The 19,173-nt window shown below is 68.2% G+C and carries 14 protein-coding genes; 8 read left to right on the top strand and 6 right to left on the bottom strand.

Going from position 1 to position 19,173, the window contains the following annotated elements:
• The first annotated feature begins 1 nt into the window (after nucleotide 1).
• The 6 genes from pgl to pyk all read left to right on the top strand — a co-directional run bounded on the left by pgl (nucleotide 2) and on the right by pyk (nucleotide 8,800).
• A complete protein-coding gene (gene pgl, locus E1H18_RS00640; protein ID WP_172262720.1) occupies nucleotides 2-694 on the top strand; it encodes a 6-phosphogluconolactonase in 693 nt (230 codons plus the stop codon).
• A gap of 5 nt (nucleotides 695-699) precedes the next feature.
• A complete protein-coding gene (gene edd / locus E1H18_RS00635) occupies nucleotides 700-2,502 on the top strand; it encodes a phosphogluconate dehydratase (RefSeq protein ID WP_172262718.1) in 1,803 nt (600 codons plus the stop codon).
• A 13-nt stretch (nucleotides 2,503-2,515) separates the two neighbouring features.
• On the top strand, nucleotides 2,516-3,511 hold the full coding sequence (gene glk, locus E1H18_RS00630; RefSeq protein ID WP_172262716.1) for a glucokinase: 996 nt from the start codon (nucleotides 2,516-2,518) through the stop codon (nucleotides 3,509-3,511).
• Nucleotides 3,512-3,593: 82 nt separating this feature from the next.
• On the top strand, nucleotides 3,594-4,607 hold the full coding sequence (locus E1H18_RS00625; RefSeq protein WP_172262714.1) for a LacI family DNA-binding transcriptional regulator: 1,014 nt from the start codon (nucleotides 3,594-3,596) through the stop codon (nucleotides 4,605-4,607).
• A gap of 277 nt (nucleotides 4,608-4,884) precedes the next feature.
• Nucleotides 4,885-7,350 carry an exo 1,3/1,4-beta-D-glucan glucohydrolase gene (locus E1H18_RS00620; protein WP_172262712.1) on the top strand — a complete coding sequence of 822 codons (2,466 nt, stop codon included), beginning with the start codon at nucleotides 4,885-4,887 and terminating at the stop codon, nucleotides 7,348-7,350.
• A gap of 19 nt (nucleotides 7,351-7,369) precedes the next feature.
• Nucleotides 7,370-8,800: a pyruvate kinase gene (gene pyk / locus E1H18_RS00615; RefSeq protein ID WP_172262710.1), complete on the top strand. Its 1,431-nt coding sequence runs from the start codon at nucleotides 7,370-7,372 to the stop codon at nucleotides 8,798-8,800.
• A 120-nt stretch (nucleotides 8,801-8,920) separates the two neighbouring features.
• Here pyk and E1H18_RS00610 read toward each other — a convergent pair whose 3' ends face one another.
• The 5 genes from E1H18_RS00610 to E1H18_RS00590 all read right to left on the bottom strand — a co-directional run bounded on the left by E1H18_RS00610 (nucleotide 8,921) and on the right by E1H18_RS00590 (nucleotide 13,795).
• Nucleotides 8,921-9,637: a Crp/Fnr family transcriptional regulator gene (locus tag E1H18_RS00610; protein ID WP_172262708.1), complete on the bottom strand. Its 717-nt coding sequence runs from the start codon at nucleotides 9,635-9,637 to the stop codon at nucleotides 8,921-8,923.
• Nucleotides 9,638-10,032: 395 nt separating this feature from the next.
• A complete protein-coding gene (locus E1H18_RS00605; RefSeq protein WP_172262706.1) occupies nucleotides 10,033-10,707 on the bottom strand; it encodes an SH3 domain-containing protein in 675 nt (224 codons plus the stop codon).
• Between the two features lie 133 nt (nucleotides 10,708-10,840).
• Nucleotides 10,841-11,974: an acyl-CoA dehydrogenase family protein gene (locus tag E1H18_RS00600; RefSeq protein WP_172262704.1), complete on the bottom strand. Its 1,134-nt coding sequence runs from the start codon at nucleotides 11,972-11,974 to the stop codon at nucleotides 10,841-10,843.
• The gene (locus E1H18_RS00595) at nucleotides 11,974-12,585 is read right to left on the bottom strand and encodes a 2-hydroxychromene-2-carboxylate isomerase (RefSeq protein ID WP_172262702.1); all 612 of its coding nucleotides are present in this window, start codon (nucleotides 12,583-12,585) and stop codon (nucleotides 11,974-11,976) included. The genes E1H18_RS00600 and E1H18_RS00595 overlap by 1 nt, the downstream gene beginning before the upstream one ends.
• Nucleotides 12,586-12,589: 4 nt before the next feature.
• On the bottom strand, nucleotides 12,590-13,795 hold the full coding sequence (locus E1H18_RS00590; protein ID WP_172262700.1) for an acyl-CoA dehydrogenase family protein: 1,206 nt from the start codon (nucleotides 13,793-13,795) through the stop codon (nucleotides 12,590-12,592).
• 180 nt (nucleotides 13,796-13,975) lie between these two features.
• Between E1H18_RS00590 and E1H18_RS00585 the strand changes: the two genes are divergently transcribed.
• Nucleotides 13,976-15,628 (top strand): bifunctional lysylphosphatidylglycerol flippase/synthetase MprF, encoded by a 1,653-nt coding sequence (locus tag E1H18_RS00585; protein WP_172262698.1) that lies wholly within the window; start codon nucleotides 13,976-13,978, stop codon nucleotides 15,626-15,628.
• Between the two features lie 7 nt (nucleotides 15,629-15,635).
• On the opposite strand, the gene E1H18_RS00580 is transcribed toward E1H18_RS00585, so the two are convergent.
• The gene (locus E1H18_RS00580) at nucleotides 15,636-15,851 is read right to left on the bottom strand and encodes a hypothetical protein (protein ID WP_172262696.1); all 216 of its coding nucleotides are present in this window, start codon (nucleotides 15,849-15,851) and stop codon (nucleotides 15,636-15,638) included.
• 209 nt (nucleotides 15,852-16,060) lie between these two features.
• On the opposite strand from E1H18_RS00580, the gene E1H18_RS00575 reads away from it, so the two are divergent.
• Nucleotides 16,061-19,015, top strand: coding sequence for an SEL1-like repeat protein (locus E1H18_RS00575; RefSeq protein WP_172262694.1), 2,955 nt, complete (start codon nucleotides 16,061-16,063; stop codon nucleotides 19,013-19,015).
• The last annotated feature ends 158 nt before the right edge of the window (nucleotides 19,016-19,173 follow it).

Below are 19,173 nucleotides of genomic sequence, written 5' to 3'. Positions count from 1 at the left end.
TATGCCCAAACCGCAAATCGAAGCCTTCCCGACTCGCGAGGCGCTGTATGACGCCGCCGCCTCGACCATCGTCCAGGGCCTGAACGAGGCCGTGGCCACGCACGGCTTCGCCGGTTTCGCCGCGACCGGTGGTTCGACCCCGGCCCCGGTCTATGACCGCATGTCCGGCATGACCGCGCCGTGGGACAAGGTCATGGTCACCCTGACCGACGAGCGCTGGGTGCCGCCGACCGATCCCAGCAGCAACGAAGGCCTGGTGCGCCGTCACCTGCTGACCGACCAGGCCGCCAAGGCCGGCTTCTCGCCGCTGTATTTCGAGGGCGTCAGCCACGAGGAAGCCGCGCTGAAGGCCCAGGCCGGCGTCGCCGCCGCAGCCCCGTTCGGCGTGGTGCTGCTGGGCGTGGGGCCGGATGGTCACTTCGCCTCGCTGTTCCCCGGCTCGCCGGTGCTGGCGCGGGGCCTGGATCCCGCCTCCGACCGTCTGGTGCTGGCCGTGCCGCCGGGCGACCCGGCCCCGGACATTCCCCGGATCAGCCTGACCTTCCAGGCGTTGACCCAGTCGGCGCTGATCGTGCTGCTGATCACCGGCCAGGCCAAGCGGGCGCTGCTGGACGGCGAGGTCGACCCCAGCCTGCCGGTCGCCGCCATCCTGAACCAGGACCGCGCCAAGGTCCGCATCCTGTGGGCGGAGTAGTCGCCATGAATCCTGTGATCGCCGAAGTCACCGCTCGCATCATCGAACGCAGCACAGGCAGCCGCGCGGCCTACCTGGCCAATATGGATCTGGCGATCGAAAGCCAGCCGGGCCGCGCCAAGCTCAGCTGCGCCAACTGGGCCCACGCCTTCGCCGCCTCGCCGGGCGTCGACAAGGTCCGCGCGCTCGATCCTAACGCGCCCAATATCGGCATCGTCTCGGCCTATAACGACATGTTGTCGGCTCACCAGCCGCTGGAAGAGTATCCTGCGCTGATCAAGGGCGCCGCGCGTGAGGTCGGAGCCACCGCCCAATTCGCCGGCGGCGTGCCGGCCATGTGCGATGGCGTGACGCAAGGCCGCCCGGGCATGGAGCTGTCGCTGTTCTCGCGCGACGTCATCGCCATGGCCACGGCCGTCGCCTTGAGCCACGACGCCTTCGATTCGGCCCTGTATCTGGGCGTCTGCGACAAGATCGTGCCGGGCTTGGTGATGGGCGCCCTGACCTTCAGCCACCTGCCGGCCCTGTTCGTGCCCGCCGGCCCGATGACCTCGGGCCTGCCCAATTCGGAAAAGGCCCGCATCCGCGCCCTCTACGCCGAGGGCAAGGTCGGCCGCGCCGAGCTGCTGGAAGCCGAGCAGGCCAGCTATCACGGCCCGGGCACCTGCACCTTCTACGGCACGGCCAACACCAACCAGATGCTGATGGAGCTGATGGGCTTCCATCTGCCTGGCTCGGCCTTCGTGCATCCCAACACGCCGCTGCGCGAGGCCCTGGTCAAGGAAGCCGCTCGCCGCGCAGCCGCCGTGACCAACAAGGGCAACGAATTCCTGCCCGTCGGCCGGATGATCGACGAGAAGTCGTTCGTCAACGGCGTGGTCGGACTGATGGCTACCGGCGGCTCGACCAACCTGGCCCTGCACCTGATCGCCATGGCCCACTCGGCCGGCATCATCCTGACGCTGGAAGACCTGGACGACATCTCCAAGGCCACGCCGTTGCTGGCCCGCGTCTATCCGAACGGCTCGGCCGACGTGAACCATTTCCAGGCCGCCGGCGGCATGGCTTTCATCATCCGTGAGCTGCTGAAGGCTGGTCTCGTCCATGACGACATCCAGACCATCGCCGGCCCGGGCTTGTCGCTATACGCTCAGGAACCGCACCTTGAGGACGGCGTCCTGACTTGGCGCGACGGCGCCCAGGAAAGCCTGGACACCGCCATCGTTCGTCCGATCTCCGAGCCGTTCAGCAAGGAGGGCGGTCTGCGTCTGCTGGCCGGCAATCTGGGCCGCGGCGTGATGAAGATCTCGGCGGTGAAGCCCGAGCACCATGTGATCGAAGCGCCGGCCGCCGTGTTCCAGGAGCAGGAAGACTTCATCGCCGCCTTCAAGCGTGGCGAGCTGGATCGCGACGTCGTGGTCGTCGTTCGCTTCCAGGGCCCGTCGGCCAACGGCATGCCCGAGCTGCACAACCTGTCGCCGTCGATTTCGGTGCTGCTGGACCGCGGCTACAAGGTCGCCCTGGTCACTGACGGCCGCATGTCGGGCGCTTCCGGGAAAACTCCGGCCGCCATCCACGTGACGCCCGAGGCGGCAAAAGGGGGACCTTTGGCCTATGTCCAGGACGGCGACGTGATCCGCGTCAACGCCGAGACCGGCGATCTTCAAATCCTGGTGGACGAGGCGGCTCTGCTGGCTCGTACCCCAGCGAACGTTCCGGCGTCCAAGCCGGGCTTTGGGCGGGAACTGTTCGGATGGATGCGGCAAGGAGTCGGCGCGGCCGACGCCGGCGCGTCCGTCTTTGCTTGAGGAAGCGCGCGTCATGGACGGCAATCAACGGCCCGGCCTGGGTCTCGTCGGCGACATCGGCGGCACCAACGCCCGCTTCGCCCTGGTGGAGTTCGACGGCCCGGACGTGCGTCTGATCGAGCCGACGGCCTACAAGGGCGAGGACTACGGCAAGGCCGAGGACGCCATCGAGGACTATCTGGCGAAGGTCGGGGTCAAGCATCCCGATCAGGCCGTGGTCGCCGTCGCCGGTCCGATCGAGGACGGTCAGGTCCACATGACCAACCTGGACTGGACGATCTCCGAGGACGGCCTGCGAAAGGCCAACGGCTTCCGGGCCGCCAAGCTGATCAACGACTTCACCGCCCAGGCCCTGGCTGCGCCGCGCCTGGCGCTGAAGGACCTGCGCCAGATCGGTTCGCTGCCGACCTCGGCCGAGGGCGACCTGGCGATCCTGGGTCCGGGCACCGGTTTCGGCGTCGCGGGTCTGGTGCGTCACCACGGCGTGGAGATTCCGCTGGCCACCGAGGGCGGCCACGTCGCCTTTGCCCCGCTGGACGAGGTCGAGATCGAGGTGCTGCGTCTGCTGACCAGACAGCTGAACGGCGGCCGCGTCTCGGTCGAGCGCATCCTGTCGGGGCCGGGCATGGAAGACCTGCACGTGACCCTGGGCGCTGCAGAAGGCCGCAAGGTCGAGGCCCTGGAAGCCAAGCAGATCACCCAGCGCGCGATTGAGGGCTGCGCCGACAGCCTGGCGACGGTGAACCGCTTCTGCGCGGTGCTGGGCTCGACGGCCGGCGACATCGCCCTGACCCTGGGCGCGCGCGGCGGGGTGTTCATCGCTGGCGGCATCGCGCCGCGGATCATCGACATCCTGGAGAAGAGCCCGTTCCGTCAGCGGTTCGAGGAAAAGGGCCGCCTTTCGGGCTACACTCAGGACATCCCGACCCACGTGATCTTGCACCCGCACACCGCCCTGATCGGCGCGGCGGTCGCCCTGACGCCGGAAGGCCAGGCCGCGGTCGCCTAAACTGTCGTTTGGGCTCGCCATGACAAGGCTGTCATGGCTAAATGTCGACCAAACGCCATAGAATCGGCGGCAGGGGACGGAATTGAGCGCCAAGATCACGATCCACGACGTGGCCCGCGAAAGCGGCGTCTCGATCAAGACCGTTTCGCGGGTGCTGAACCGTGAGCCCAACGTCAAGGCCGACACCCGCGATCGGGTGCAGGCGGCCGTGGCGGCGCTGAAGTATCGGCCCAACATCTCGGCCCGCAGCCTGGCGGGCTCGAAGGCCTATCTGATCGGCGTCTTCTTCGACAACCCCAGCCCCGGCTACGTCACCGACGTGCAGCTGGGCGCCATCGCCCGCTGTCGGCAGGAGGGCTTCCACCTGATCGTCGAGCCGGTGGACTCCACCGCCGACATCGAGGAGCAGGTCGCGCCGATGCTGGCCACGCTGCGGATGGACGGGGTGATCCTGACCCCGCCGCTCAGCGACCATCCGGCGGTGCTGGCGGCGCTGGAGCGGGAAGGGGTGCCGTACGTTCGCATCGCTCCGGGCGGCGACCTGGACCGTGCGCCGTGGGTCAGCATGGACGACCGCCTGGCCGCCTACGAGATGACCCGCCATCTGATCGGCCTGGGCCACAAAGATATCGCCTTCATCATCGGCCACCCGGATCACGGCGCGGCCATGCAGCGTCGGCAGGGCTATTTCGACGCCATGCGCGACGCCGATCTGCCGGTGCGCGACGACCGGGTGGAGCAGGGCTGGTTCTCGTTCCGCTCCGGCTTCGAGGCGGCCGAGAAGCTGCTGGGCGGCGCCGACCGACCCACTGCGATCTTCGCCTCGAACGACGACATGGCCTTGGGCGTGATGGCCGTGGCCAATCGCCTGCGCCTGGACGTGCCGGGTCAGCTGTCGATCGCCGGCTTCGACGACACGCCCGGCGCCAAGATCACCTGGCCGCAGCTGACCACGGTCCGTCAGCCGATCCACGCCATGGCTGGCGCGGCCGCCGACATGCTGATGCATGGCGTCGACCAGGAGGAGGGTGCGCCGCCGCCCTCGCAGGTGCTGGATTTCGAACTGGTCGTCAGGGAGTCCACCGGCACGGCCTGATGCGAGACTGAAGGCGGTTTCATCGCCATCCATATCCATCTTGACAGCGCTGTCTATGCTGCGAGACACTGTCAACGATCAAGACGGTCGCCCACGAAGGCGGCGTCGGGAGGAAGCAACATGATCCCGTCCGACGCCTTCCGGGTCCGTCGCACCCTGGGTGCGCGATCAAACCCCTCCAAGCGGTCCTAGGGCCTGCTCCTCTTCGCTCGACGCGGCTTCCTGCGTCGCGTCGAGCGCCTTTCTCCAAGTCTTTGAACCGCCTGAAGGACCGACCATGCTTTCGCGCCGATCCGTTCGCGTCTCTCTCCTGGCCCTGTCGGTCGCCTGCGGGCTGAGCGCCGCGGCGTTTGCCCAGACCGCGCCGTCGGCCGTGGCGCATCCCGCGCTTTGGCCCAAGGCGCACAGCCCCGCGACGATCACCGACGCCAAGACTGAGGCTTTCATCACCAAGCTGATGAGCCAGATGACAGTGGAGGAGAAGGTCGCCCAGACGATCCAGGCCGACGGCGCTTCGATCACGCCGGAGGAGCTGAAGCATTACCGCCTGGGCTCGGTGCTGGTCGGCGGCAACAGCGCGCCGGACGGCAACGACCGCGCCTCGGGCCAACGCTGGGTGGAATGGATTCGCGACTTTCGCGCCGCAGCCGTGGCGCCGCGCGGCGGCCACCAGGAGATCCCGATCCTGTTCGGCGTCGACGCCGTGCACGGCCACAACAACGTCGTGGGCGCGACGCTCTTTCCGCACAATATCGGCCTGGGCGCGGCGCGCGACCCGGACCTGATCCGCCGTATCGCCGAGGTCACGGCGGTCGAGATGGCCGCCTCGGGCGCCGACTGGACCTTTGGGCCGACGGTGGCGGTGCCGCGCGACGATCGCTGGGGCCGGGCCTATGAGGGCTATGCCGAGGATCCCGAAGTGGTGGCTTCCTACGCCGGTCCGATGACCCTGGGCCTGCAGGGCAAGCTGGTCGCCGGCAAGTCGCTGGCCAAGGACCGCGTGGCCGGCTCGGCCAAGCACTTCGTGGCCGACGGCGGCACGGAAGGCGGCAAGGACCAGGGCGACGCCAAGACCACCGAAGCTGAGCTGATCCGCCTGCACAACGCCGGCTATCCGCCGGCCATCGACGCGGGCATCCTGTCGGTGATGGTCTCGTTCTCGGGCTGGAACGGCGTCAAGCACACTGGCAATCAGAGCCTGCTGACCGATGTCCTCAAGGGGCGAATGGGCTTTGAGGGCTTCGTGGTCGGCGACTGGAACGCCCACGGCCAGGTGGCGGGCTGCAGCAATACCAGCTGCGCCCAGGCCTATATCGCCGGCATGGACATGATGATGGCCCCCGACAGCTGGAAGGGCCTCTACGACAACACCTTGGCCCAGGTGAAGGCCGGCCAGATCCCCATGGCGCGCATCGACGACGCGGTGCGCCGCATCCTGCGGGTCAAGGTCAAGGCCGGCATCTTCGAGAACAATCGCCCGCTGGAGGGCAAGCTGGACCTCTTGGGCGCGCCTGCTCACCGCGCCGTGGCCCGCGAGGCGGTCCGCAAGTCGCTGGTGCTGCTGAAGAACGAGGGCGTGCTGCCGCTGAAGAGCTCGGCCAAGGTGCTGGTGGCCGGCGACGGGGCCGACGACATCGGCAAGGCGGCCGGCGGCTGGACCCTGACCTGGCAGGGCACCGGCAACAAGAACAGCGACTTCCCGCACGGCCAGTCGATCTACGCGGGCATCGCCGAAGCGGTGAAGGCCGGCGGCGGGAGCGCCGAACTGGCTGTCGACGGCAAGTTCGACAACAGGCCCGACGTCGCCATCGTGGTGTTCGGCGAGAACCCCTATGCCGAGTTCCAGGGCGACATCGCCACGACCGAGTACCAACCGGGCGACAAGGCCGACCTGGCCCTTCTGAAGAAACTGAAGGCGCAGGGCATCCCCGTCGTCTCGGTGTTCCTGAGCGGCCGGCCGCTGTGGACCAATCCCGAGATCAACGCTTCGGACGCCTTCGTCGCGGCCTGGCTGCCGGGCTCGGAAGGCGGCGGCGTTGCCGACGTGCTGGTCGGTGACGCCACCGGCAAGCCGAGGAACGACTTCACCGGCAAGCTGTCGTTCTCGTGGCCTAAGCGGGCCGATCGCGAGGAGAATGTCGGCGACAAAGGCTACGATCCGCAGTTCGCCTATGGCTATGGCCTGACCTACGCCAAGCCCGGCAAGGTGGGCGCGCTGTCCGAGGATCCAGGCACGGTCTCGGCGGTGGTCAATGTCGACCGCTACTTCGTCGCCGGCCGCACGCCCGAGCCCTGGACGATGAACGTCGCCGGCGCGGTGGCGCTGAACGCCATCGACGCCGGCGCCCAGGAAAACGCCCGCCAAGCGGTGTGGAGCGGGGAGGGGGCTGGGGCATTGAACGTGTTGGGACGTCCCGTCGACCTGTCGCGCCAGACCACCGGTGAGATGGCTGTGATGATTCGTTACAGGGTAGATGCTTCCCCAAGGAAACCGGTTTCCTTAGGGATAGCCTGTGGCGAATCCTGCGGTGCGCAGGTAGACGTCACGTCAACGTTTCAAGGTGCGAAAATCGGCGAATGGCGTACGGCCAAGATCAGATTGTCTTGTTTCATGGCCAAGGGGGCGGACATGACGCAAGTTTCCGCCCCGTTCGTTTTGTCGACCACGGGCCGCTTTTCGCTGGCCTTCACCGAGATCCGGCTCGCCTCCAACGAGGGCGACGCCTTCTGTCCAACACAATGAACCTAGAAGGAGCGTCGGTATGATCCGCGCCCGTCGCTCCCGCATCGTGGCCACCCTGGGCCCGGCTTCCAGCTCGCTGGACATGATCGTCACCCTGGCCAAGGCCGGGGCTGACGTCTTCCGCCTGAACTTCAGCCACGGCGCCCACGAGACGCACGCGGCGGTCTATGCGGCGATCCGCGAGGCCGAGAAGATTGTCGATCGTCCGCTGGGCATCCTGGCCGACCTGCAAGGCCCCAAGCTGCGCGTCGGCAAGTTCGCCAACGGTCCGGTGGTGCTGAAAGCCGGCCAGGCGTTCCGCTTCGACGACGACGCTACGCCGGGCGACGAGACTCGCGTGCACCTCCCGCATCCGGAAATCCTGACCGCCATGCGTCCCGGCGCGACCTTGCTTCTGGACGACGGCAAGCTGCGCATGACCGTGACCGACGCCGGTCCGGGCTACGCCAACACCACCGTCGTCAACGGCGGCAAGTTGTCGGAACGCAAGGGCGTGGCCGTGCCGGACGTCGTCATCCCGATGTCGCCGCTGACCGCCAAGGACCGCGAGGACCTGGCCTTCGCCCTGCGCCTGGGCGTCGACTGGGTCGCCCTGTCGTTCGTGCAGGCCCCGGAAGATATGGCTGAACTGCGCCGCATCGTCGAAGGCCGCGCCGCCGTGCTGGCCAAAATCGAAAAGCCCCAGGCCCTGAAGGTGCTGGGTCCGATCCTCGACCTGTGCGACGGCGTCATGGTCGCTCGCGGCGACCTGGGCGTCGAAATGGCCCCCGAAGAAGTGCCGGTGGCCCAGAAGGTCATTCTGCGGGCGGCGCGCGAGCGCGGCATCCCGGTGATCGTCGCCACCCAGATGCTGGAGTCGATGATCACCTCGCCGACCCCGACCCGGGCCGAGGCCTCGGACGTCGCCAACGCCGTCTATGAAGGCGCGGACGCGGTGATGCTGTCGGCGGAATCGGCGGCCGGCGAATATCCTGAAGAGTCGGTGTCGATGATGAACCGCATCATCGAGCGCGTCGAACGCGACCCGCGCTGGCCCGAGGTCATGCAGGCCGAGCAGAAGCACGACGACGACGACGCCGACGTGCTGGTGGTCGCCGCCGCCGGCGCGGCCAAGTCCGGCTCGACCAAGTGCCTGGTGGCCTTCACGACCACCGGCGCCACGGCGCGCCGTCTGGCCCGCGAGCGGCCGTTGCAGCCGGTCCTGGCCCTGTCGCCGGACATCAACGCCGTACGCCGCATGGCCCTGTGCTGGGGCGTCGAGCCCCGCGTCAGCGCCCAGCCCGACAGCCTGGAAGTCGTGACCACCGACGCCTCCAGCAAGGCGCTGGAACTGGGCCTGGTGGCCCCGGGCGAGCGCCTGCTGGTCGTGGCCGGCACGCCGTTCGGCGCCCCGGGCGCTGCGAACCTGCTGCGTCTGGCGCATGCGCCGGGCGTGACGCGTCGGCGGTAAGCCTTAAGCTGTCATCCCGGGCGCAGCGAAGCGAAGACCCGGGACCGCAGCAAGCTCAGAGCTTCTGGCGGTCCCGGCTCGGCGCGCTACGCGCTTGGCCGGGATGACAGTTTCTACGGACTACTCGAATGACGCCGGCAGCAGCCGCTCGTAGCCGCGACGCACCGCGCCGTAGCATTCGCAGGTCATGGCCTCGAGGCCGGCGCGGTCCAGGATGTCGACCACCCCTCGGCGATAGCGGATCAGGCCCTTGGTCTGCATCGAGCCGGCGACGGCGGTCACCGTGGTGCGCTGCACCCCCAGCATGTCCGCCAGGAATTCCTGGGTCAGGTTGACCGTGTTGCTGTCGATGCGGTCGTGGCATGACAGCAGCCAGCGGCTGAAGCGGGCTTCGACCGCGTGCAGGGCGTTGCAGGCCACCGACTGGATGGCATGTCCAAACAGGGCTTCGCCATGACGGTCGATCAGGTCGCGCAGGGCGGGGCTGCGGGTCCACACCTCGTGCAGCGGACCGGCGGCGATGCGCAGGGCCGGCCCCGGGGCCTGGACGATGGCCCGGCACAGCGACTGCCGTGGCGCGACCGCGGCCATCAGACCCAGGGCGCCCTCGCGACCGATGATGGCCGACTCGATGGCCGCGCCGTTCTCCATCAGCGTCATCATCGAGATCACGCAGTTGTCAGGGAAATAGACCTGATCGACCAGGTCGCCCGGATCATAGAGAAGGCGGCCCTTCTCGAGATCGACAGGGGTGAGATGGGGCGCGAGCAGGCCCCGATCCTCGGTCGGCAAAGCGGAAAGAAGGCGGTTCTTCAAGGTCGCTAACGGCCCAGTCATAGCGAATCGAACGCCGTCTCACGGCAAGGGTTGCAAGCTATAGGTGGGAGCGTTGCTGGGCGCCGTCGCTTAGCCGACACAATCCAGTCAGGAGGCAAGCAAAAACAAGCGAGTCTCCGGGAAGGTCAGTTTTTGGCCATCATTTGATATGGCGCCTCTTTGTCGGGTTTCCGACATAGGTGATCAGTAGAAGCCACCAACTTCCCTCGCTCATCTGGCAGGGCGCAAGAAGAAGCCGCCAGAGCGGCGGCTTGAAGGTTCGCAGATCGTTGCGCGAAATGGTCTTCCCCGCAGTCGGGGAACCGCGGGGAAGACCGGGGCGCGGGCGATGGTTCCGCGCCTCAGCCGGAAAGGCCCTGATCCTGGGAACGGAGGAGGCCTTTCCAACTGATCCCCTATTTGGCGAAGGCCGAGGACATCCAGCCGCGCGCGCCGTTCTCGTCGTCGACCTCGATCCAGACGCCGTTGCGCTGTCCGGTCGGGTAGATCGCGCCGCCGGCCTTGACCGCGCCGACCACCGCGCCGTTTGGGGCGGCCGAACCGCGCAGGGTGACGGCCTGGGTCGTGGTCATGGCGCCGGCGGCGGCAGGCAAGGGCGAAGTGGTGGTCAGGGTCGCCGAGACGGGCATGGCCATGCCGGTGTTCGCAAGGGATGCGGCACCGCATTTGCCCTGGTGCAGGCCGCCCATGATGGCCCGGCGTTGTTGGGCCACCTGGATGGTCTGGGCTTCGCGCTGGGCCTTGGCGGCGGCGCTGGCCTTGGCTTGGGCCGCGGCGGCGTTGGCGAACATGCCCAGGCCGGGAACCCGACCCAGGGCGCCGCTGTAGAGGGCGGCGTTGATACCGAGGCTGGCGGCGGTCTCGGCGCCGCGCGCCGCGCCTTCGGCGCTGGCGATCGCGCCGTTGGACACGCCCATCAGCTGATCCATCCGGCCCATCTCGGCCATGATCTGGTCGCAGCTCAGCGACGCGTCGGCCGGATAGCTCATCTGCAGGGGAACCTGCGCGTGTGCGGCCGAAACGGCGAGAAAGCCCGCAGAGATTGCGAGGGCGGCGGTGGTCTTGAACATGATGAAGCTCCCCAAGGACGGGAGCGGCGATCATCCCGCTCCCCGCGGAGCGCCGGCCCGTCGTCATGAGAACGACGGTATCCGGGCTCGGCGGAGGCGGCCCATCCCCAGGACTGGGGGTGGCGGGAGGCGTCTAGAAGCCCATCAGGCGGGCGTAGCGATCGCGGTGGAAGCTGGCGCCGCCGAACAGGGCCTCGGTGACGCGCGCGCGCTTCATGTAGAGGCCGGCGTCATGGGCGTCGGTCATGCCGATGCCGCCGTGCATCTGGACCATCTCGTTCGAGGCCAGGTGGACTAGCTCGCTGGCCTTGGCCTTGGCGAGGGAGGCCAGCGCGCGGCTGTCGGCGCCGGCGTCCAGGGCTTCCAGGGCGGCCTCGACGCACGAGCGCGTGGTCTCGATGTCGGTGAACCACTTGGCAGCGCGGTGCTGCAGCGCCTGGAAGGTGCCGATGACCTGGCCGAACTGGGTGCGGGTCTTGATGTACTCCAGGGTGATGTCGAAGGCGGCCGAAGCGCTGCCCAGCATCTCGGCCGCCAGGCCCGCATAGGCCCGGTCCAGAACCGGCTCCAGCACGGCCCAGCCCTTGTCGACCTGGCCCAGCACGGCGTCGGCGCCGACCTCGACGCCGTCGAAGGCAATCTGGGCCGCGCCGCGGGAGTCGATCAGCGACAGATGCGTGCGGGTCACGCCGGCCGCGTCGCAGGGGACCAGGAAGACGGTCAGGCCCTCGGTGTCGCCGGGCTTGCCGCCGGTGCGGGCGACGACCACCAGCAGGTCGGCGGCCTCGCCGTCCAGCACCAGGGTCTTGGTCCCGTTCAGGACATAGCCCGCGCCGCCCTTGGTCGCGGTCAGGGCCGTGCGGGCGGGCGCGTGGTGTGAGCCTTCGTCGATGGCCAGGGTGGCCACGGCCTCGCCGACCGCGATCTTGGGCAGCCAGGCCGACTTCTGGTCGTCCGAGCCCGCCAGCTGCAGGGCCGAGGCGGCGATCATGGCGGTGGAGAGCAGGGGGGAGGCGGCCAGGGTGCGGCCGGTCTCCTCCAGGATCAGCCCCAGGCCCAGATAGCCGAAGGCCGAGCCGTCATAGTCTTCCGGGACGATCACCCCGGCCCAGCCCATCTCGCCCATTTCCTTCCAGGCGGACGGATCGAAGCTCTGTTTCGATTTGCTGTCGCGCAGCTTGCGCAGGGCGCCGACGGGCGCGCTTTCGCTGGCCCAGCCCTTGGCGGCGTCGCGCAGCATGGTCTGTTCTTCGGTCAGGACGGCCATCAGGCGTGCTCCCTGGATTGATGACGGACGGCCCAGTCGAGGGCCTGTTCCAGACGGTCGTTGCCCCAGAAGAGCTCGCCGTCGGCGGTGAGAAAGCTGGGCGCGCCGAAGAGGCCGCGCGCCTTGGCCATGGCCACGTGCTCTTTGAGCTTGGCCTTGATCGGATCGGACTGGGCGGCGGTCAGGACATGATCCGGACCGGCCCCGACCTCGGCGATCAGCGGGCCCAGAACGTCAGGGCTGCCAATGTCCAGATCGTCGACGAAATTGGCCTGGTAGACCGCGCGGCTGAAAGCCGGTGTCCAGCCGTCCTCCAGCCCTGCGATCGCCACGCGCGCGGCCAGCAGGCTGTTGCGCGGGAACTGGCTGGGATGGCGCAACGGCAGCCCTTGCTGATCGCAGACCCGCTCCAGGTCGCGCCACATGTACTTGCCCTTGGTGGGCACGACATTGAACGGACTGTCGGTCAGGCCCTGCTGCTCATGGAACAGCGGGCCGACGATGAACGGTCGCCAGGCCACGGCCACGCCCCGATCGGCGGCCAGCGCTTCGATGCGCATGGCCGCTGGATAGGAGTAGGTCGAAGCGAACTCGTACCAGAACTCGATCATCGGACTATTGGTGATCCAGGAGGCCCAGGACGCGCTTGGCGACGACGTTGAGGTTCACTTCGCTGGTGCCGCCCTCGATCGAATTGCCCTTGGCGCGCAGCATGGCGCGCGGAGCGGCCAGCTCTTCGGCGGCGAAGCCTTCGCCTTCCCAGCCCAGGCCCTGCAGGCCCAGCGCCTCGACCAGGAGCTCGGTGCGCTCCTGGTTCATCTTGGCGGCGGCGTATTTGATGATCGAGACGGCGGCGCTGGGGCCGGAGCCCTGCTTGGACTCGGCTTCCGCGCGGCGCACGGTCAGCATGAAGGCGTGGGCGTCCATCGAGTGGGCCGCCAGACGGGCGCGGAAGTCGCCGTCGGCGATGCGGCCCTCGCTATCGACGCCGATCTCGGTCTTGGCCGCCTCGACGACCGACAGGCCGCCACCGCCGCCGAAGCCCGAGGCGCTGATGTTCTGGCGCTCGTACTGCAGCAGGCGCTTGGCGATGTCCCAACCGCCATTGACCTTGCCGACCAGTTGCTCCTTGGGCACCTGCACATTGTCGAAGAAGGTCTCGCAGAACGGCGAGGAGCCGCTGATCAGCTTGATCGGGCGGGCCTCGACGCCGGGCGAGGTCATGTCGAACAGCACGAACGAGATGCCCTCGTGCTTCTTGGTCGTGTCGGTGCGCACCAGGCAGAAGATCCAGTCGGCCTGGTCGGCATAGCTGGTCCAGACCTTCTGGCCGTTGATCAGCCAGTGGTCGCCCTTGTCTTCGCACTTCGTTTGGAGGGAGGCGAGGTCGGAGCCCGCGCCGGGTTCGCTATAGCCCTGGCACCAGCGGATCTCGCCGCGCACGATCTGGGGCAGGAAGCGCTGCTTCTGTTCCTCGGTGGCGTATTCCAGCAGCACCGGGCCCAGCATCCAGACGCCGAAGCTCATCAGGGCCGGGCGGGCCTTCAGGCGGCGAAGTTCCTGCTCCAGCACCTTGTTCTGAGCCTTGGAGAGGCCGCCGCCGCCGTATTCGCGGGGCCACATCGGCGCGGTCCAGCCGCGCTCGGCCATGCGCTCCAGCCACAGCTTGGCGTCCGGGTTCTTCCAGACCATCTTGCGGCCGCCCCACGGGGCCTCGTCTTCGCCCATCGGCGCGTTCAGAGACTTGGGATAGTTGGCCTCAAGCCACGCGCGGGTCTCGGCGCGGAAGGCGTCGAGCTCGGTTCCCCCGAAATCGGCCATGGTCTCTATCTCCCTAAAGCGGACCTAGTTCTTGGGAGACACAGTACGCCCTGGCGCGACGTCGGCAAGTCGATTCAAACGATCGTTTCGCATCATCGTTCGCGACCGCATATCGATTTGCGAGTTATACGAGGAACCGCTGCTGGATCCCGCTGGGGATTCGTCGAATCCGGGATCTGGATGTCCGCGACAGTTTTCAGGCCGGCGGCCCTGGCGATCGCGCCGATGCTGGCGGCGATCCTGACCGCTTCGGCGGGCGTCATGCTGCTGGCCTCGGGCGCGACGCCGTCCGAGCCGACCCGCTTCCTGCTGCTGCTGGCGATCGCGCCGGACCTGCTGATCGAGATCAGCCACTTCTTCTCGTCGATCCTGGGTTTGGTGTTGCTGCTGCTGGCCTTTGGCCTGCGCTCACGCCTGGGCGTGGCCTGGTGGTCGGCGCTGATCGTGCTGGCCGCTTCGGCGGTGCTGGCGATCTTCAAGGGCCTGAATTGGGAGGAGACCGCGATGCTGCTGGTCTGCTTCCTGCTGATCCTGCCGTTCCATGAGGCCTTCCCGCGCAAGGCGGCCCTGGCGCGGATGGAGATCACGCCCGGCTGGCTGCTGTCGGCGGGCGCGGCGATCGCCGGTGCTGGCCTGCTGGGCTGGTGGTCCTTCCAGCACACCGAATTCGCCGACAAGTCGTGGATCCGCATCCTGCAGGACCATGACGAGGCGGCTCGCGCCATCCGCTCGTCTGTCGCCGCCGCCATCGTGCTGCTGGCCGTCGGCGTCTGGCGCCTGATCGCCACCGCCGCCACGCCGGGCGTTGTCGACGACACCGATCCCGAGTTCGACCGCGTTCGCGCCATCCTGGCCAAGGCTCAGGACGCCGAGCCCGCCGCCAACCTGGCCCTTCTGGGCGACAAGCGCTTCCTGTTCTCGGCCTCGGGCGAGAGCTTCCTGATGTTCGGCGTGCGCGGGCGCTCGTGGGTGGCCCTGGGCGCGCCGGTCGGCAAGGACGAGGAGCGCATGGAGCTGTTCTGGCGCTTCCGCGAGCTGGCCGACGCTCACGCCGCGCGTGCGGGCTTCTATGGCCTGGGTCCGGAAGACCTGCCCGACACCGTCGATCTGGGTCTGGCCATCCAGAAGACCGGCGAGAGCGCGGCCGTGCCGCTGGAGGCCTTCAGCCTGGTCGGCCGCCGCCGCGAAGTCCTGCGTCGCAACTGGCGCAAGGCCGGGGAGGGCGGGGCTGCTTTCGAGATCCTGCCGGTCGGCGCCGCCGTGGAGATCATGGACGAGCTGAAGCGGATCTCCGACGCCTGGCTTTCGCACCATGCCGGCGGCGAGAAGAGCTTCTCGATGGGCGGTTTCGATCCGCGCTACGTGGCCGAATTCCCGGTCGCCGTCGTGCGGGGCGAGGAGGGCAAGATCGTCGCCTTCGCCACCTTGTGGCTGACGGCGTGCAAGACCTCGTTCTCGATGGACCTGATGCGCTATTCCGACGAGGCGCCCAAGAACGTCATGGACTACCTGTTCGTCGAGCTCCTGCAGTGGGGCAAGGAAGAGGGTTACCAGGCGTTCGAGTTCGGTGTCGCGCCGCTGGCGGGCCTGGACGACCGTCGCCTGGCGCCGATCCTGTCGCGGGTCGGCCGGCTGCTCTACGAGCGAGGCGAGGAGATCTATAATTTCCAGGGCGTGCGCCGCTACAAGGACAAGTATGACCCCGTCTGGCAGCCGCGCTACATTGCCGCGCCCCACAAGTGGGCCATTCCTTTCCTGCTCGCCGACATCGGTCTGCTGTCGTCCGGCGGCATGTCGGGGCTGACGAAACGGCCCAAGAAGGCCGCCAACTGACTGTGACTCAATAGCGCGTCTGGTTGCCGGTCTCGACGCCGAGAAGGTTCACCAGATGCACCAGCATGAGCATCAGCGCGACCACGCAGACCATCATCAGCGGGCGCCACGGAATCATGCGCGGGCCCTTGAGAACATTGGACGGACGCGCGCCTCTCCATCCGCACAGAACGGCGAGGAGCAGAAGCGCGACGGCCGCGGCGATGGTGGCGGTAAGGTCCATGCCGCCTTCTAGGCCTGCGACAATCGGCCTGGCAAATGGTTAACGATCGTTAACTCTCTTGCATTTGAAGCGCGCTACAGAACGTTTGACCTCCGTCCTGATTCCTCCACAATGAATGCGAGCACCACTAGATCCGGCGTTTTCGTCGCGTTTACTATCTAGGAATCGACGACTAGCGTTTTCCACATGGTGTGTGGAGATCGATTCGCATGACGGCGGCTTCGCCATGGAGCGTAAAGGGCATCGACCCTAAGGCACGAGAGGTCGCCAAAGACCTCGCGCGTCGCTCCGGCATGACTCTGGGTGAATGGCTCAATCGGATGATCATCGAGGGCGATGGTCAGCCGGGTGATCAACGCGTCGGCGACGAAGCGCCGTCGCCGTCTAACCGCGCCTATCTGGAAATCGTCAAGGACGACGCGCCGCCGCGTATCGAGATCGCCCAGCATCCGGCCGATGAAGTCGGCCGAGTGGCCGTCGCCTTGGACCGCCTGACCCAGCGCATCGAAGCCGCCGAAGGCCGCAACGCCGCTGCAATCACCGGCATCGATCATTCCGTCCGCGAGGCGCTCACGCGCTTGGGACAATCCGAACGTGAACAGATCGCCGTCGCCGCCCGTTTCGAAGGCGCTGTGAACGAGCTGAAGAGCGAACAAGTCCGCGCTGCCGAGCGTACGCGCCGGATCGAGACCGAAGCGGTGGGTCCGCGTTCGGCCGAGGCCCTGCGCGCCCTGGAAGGGGCGCTGGGCAAGGTCGCCGGTCATCTCTACGAAGGCGAAGCCCGCACCCGCGAGACCATCGCCGCGCTGGAAGCTCGTCTTACCGAACAAGCCGCGTCCGCCGCGACGCCCCAGGATCCGGCCGCTCTGGTTGACGCCGTCGTCGCTCGCCTGAGCGAGCGCCTGGAAGCCGCCGAAACCCGCACCAGCGACGCCCTGCGCGAGTTGGGCTCGTCGTTCTCTGCCCTGGACAACCGCCTGGGCGTCGTCGAAGGCGCGAACCCCGCCGCCGGCGTGCAGGAGCGTCTGGACAATCTGGCCGCCAGCCTGACCCAGCGCATGGAAGCCGCTCGTCTGGAAATGGCCGCCAAGCTGCGGGAAACCGCTGACGGCCGCTTCGATCGCATGGAGCGCAAGCTGGGCGAAATGGCCGCTCACGTGCAAGCCGCCGAGCAGCGCTCGGCCCAGGCCATCGAGCGCATGGGCCGCGAAGTGGTGGGCGTCGCCGACGCCTTCAACCGTCGCGTCCACGCCGCCGAGCAGCGCAACGCCACCGCCATCGAGCAGGTCGGCGGCGAGGTCGCGCGCATCGCCGCCACCGTCGAGCACAAGCTGAACCGCGCCGACAGCGTTCAGGCTCAAGCCTTGGAGAAGCTGGGTGGCGAGATCGCCCGCATCACCGAGAAGCTGGCCGAACGCATCGGCAGCGCCGAGCGCCGCAACGCCCTGGCCATCGACGATGTCGGCGAGCAGGTCGCCCGCGTCACCGACCGCCTGAACCAGCGTCACGAGCGCTCCAGCCAGGAACTGGTCGACCGCATCCGCCAGAGCGAGGAGCGCACGCTCCGCATGCTGGAGGAAGCGCAGCAAAAGATCGACACGCGTCTGAGCGAAGCCCAGCGCAAGATGGAAGAGCCGGCTCCGGCCCCCGCGCCGACCCGCACCGCGTCGCCGCCGGCCGCTTCGCCCTTCGGCGACGACGCTTACGACTTCGGGCAGGCCGCCTCGTTCAGCCAGTCCGCTTCGTTCAGCCACGACGACGACTTCGACGCCCCGCCGCCGCCGCAGGCCCAGCCTTCACGCGGTTACCAGGTCGCCGATTTCCCGGTCGAGGAGCCGCAAGCCCCAAGCTTCGCGCAGGAAGACTACGCCATGGCCGACGGCTTCGCGCCGGAAGCCCCCAGCTACGAGCCCGAACCGGAACTGTCGGACTTCGCCGCGCCCGAGGCGCCGGCTCGCCCGATGTCCACCCGCGACATCATCGAGCAGGCCCGCGCCGCGGCCCGCGCCGCTGCGACCTCCGACACCAAGGGAAGCGGCAAGGCCAAGCCCGAGAAGCGCAGCAAGGATAAGGGCGAAAAGGCCGGCGGGTCGCTGTTCGGCGGCTTCGGTGGCTTTGCCGCCAAGAAGCCCAAGCGTCTGGGCGCGACCGTGGCCACCGCCGTCACCGTGTTCGGCGCCGCCGGCGCCCTGGGCGCGGGCGTGGGCGGTCTGCTGCTGCTCAACACCGACGGTTCGGGCGCTGCGCCCACGCGTGTCGCCGCCGCCATCGCCGGCCGCAACGCCGACGTCGAGATCAACGGTCCGGAAGCCGACACCACCCCGGGCGCGCCGCGCGCCGCCGTGGCGCTGTCGGCCGGTCAGGTCACGCCCGTCGAGGGTGAAACCTCTGCGCCGGCCGCTACCGACGCCTCCAAGGCCCTGTTCGAGGACGGCGTCCGCAAGATCGAGGCCGGCGACCGTTCGGGCGTCGAGATCCTCAAGCGCGCCGCCAACGGCGGCTATCCCGCTGCGCAGTTCTACCTCTCGAAGATGTTCGAGAGCGGCAAGGGCGGCGTGAAGCAGGACATGCCGGAAGCCCGCCGCTGGAGCGAGCGCGCGGCCAATGGCGGCGACCCGCGCGCCATGCACAACCTGGCGCTCTACTATTTCAAGGGTGAGGGCGGGGCACGCAACTCGACCACGGCCGCAACCTGGTTCCGCAAGGCTGCTGATCTCGGCCTCGTCGACAGCCAGTTCAACCTAGCCCAGCTGTACGAAAGCGGTCTGGGCGTCAGCCAGAACCCTGCCGAGGCCTATAAGTGGTACGTGATCGCCGGTCGCGCCGGTGACGCCACCGCCCGCAGCCGCGCCACGGCCCTGCGCGCTCAGCTGACGGCTGAAGCTCAGCAGACCGCCGACCGCTCGGCTCAGGCCTTCCGTCCGCAGGCCCAGGTGCAGACCGCCAGCCTGTCGGCCGCCGCCGCGCCTGCCGCGACCAACGCCAATCTGGGCCTGGCCCAGCGGGTGCTGTCGCAGCTGGGCTACTACCAAGGTCCGCGCGACGGCGTCTCGTCGCCAGCCCTGCGCATGGCCATCTCGGCCTACCAGCGCGACCAGGGCCTGCCCGCCTCGGGCAATATCGATGGCGAGACCCTGAACCGCCTGTCGGTCTACGCGCGGTAAGCTCCTAGCGCCCCCTCCGTCGGCTTCGCCGCCACCTCCCCCGTTTCACGGGGGAGGATGAGGGTGTTTCTCCTCACCCGTGCAACGGGGGAGGTGGCGCAGCGCGAATACGCGCCGTGAAGGAGGGGGCGTCGTTGACGCGACCCTCCCAGCCCTGC

It is taken from the genome of Caulobacter sp. RHG1 (assembly GCF_013181195.1).
Taxonomy (GTDB): domain Bacteria; phylum Pseudomonadota; class Alphaproteobacteria; order Caulobacterales; family Caulobacteraceae; genus Caulobacter.
The sequence above is the reverse complement of the archived record's forward strand: the minus strand, read 5'-3'. Positions and strand labels throughout refer to the sequence as shown.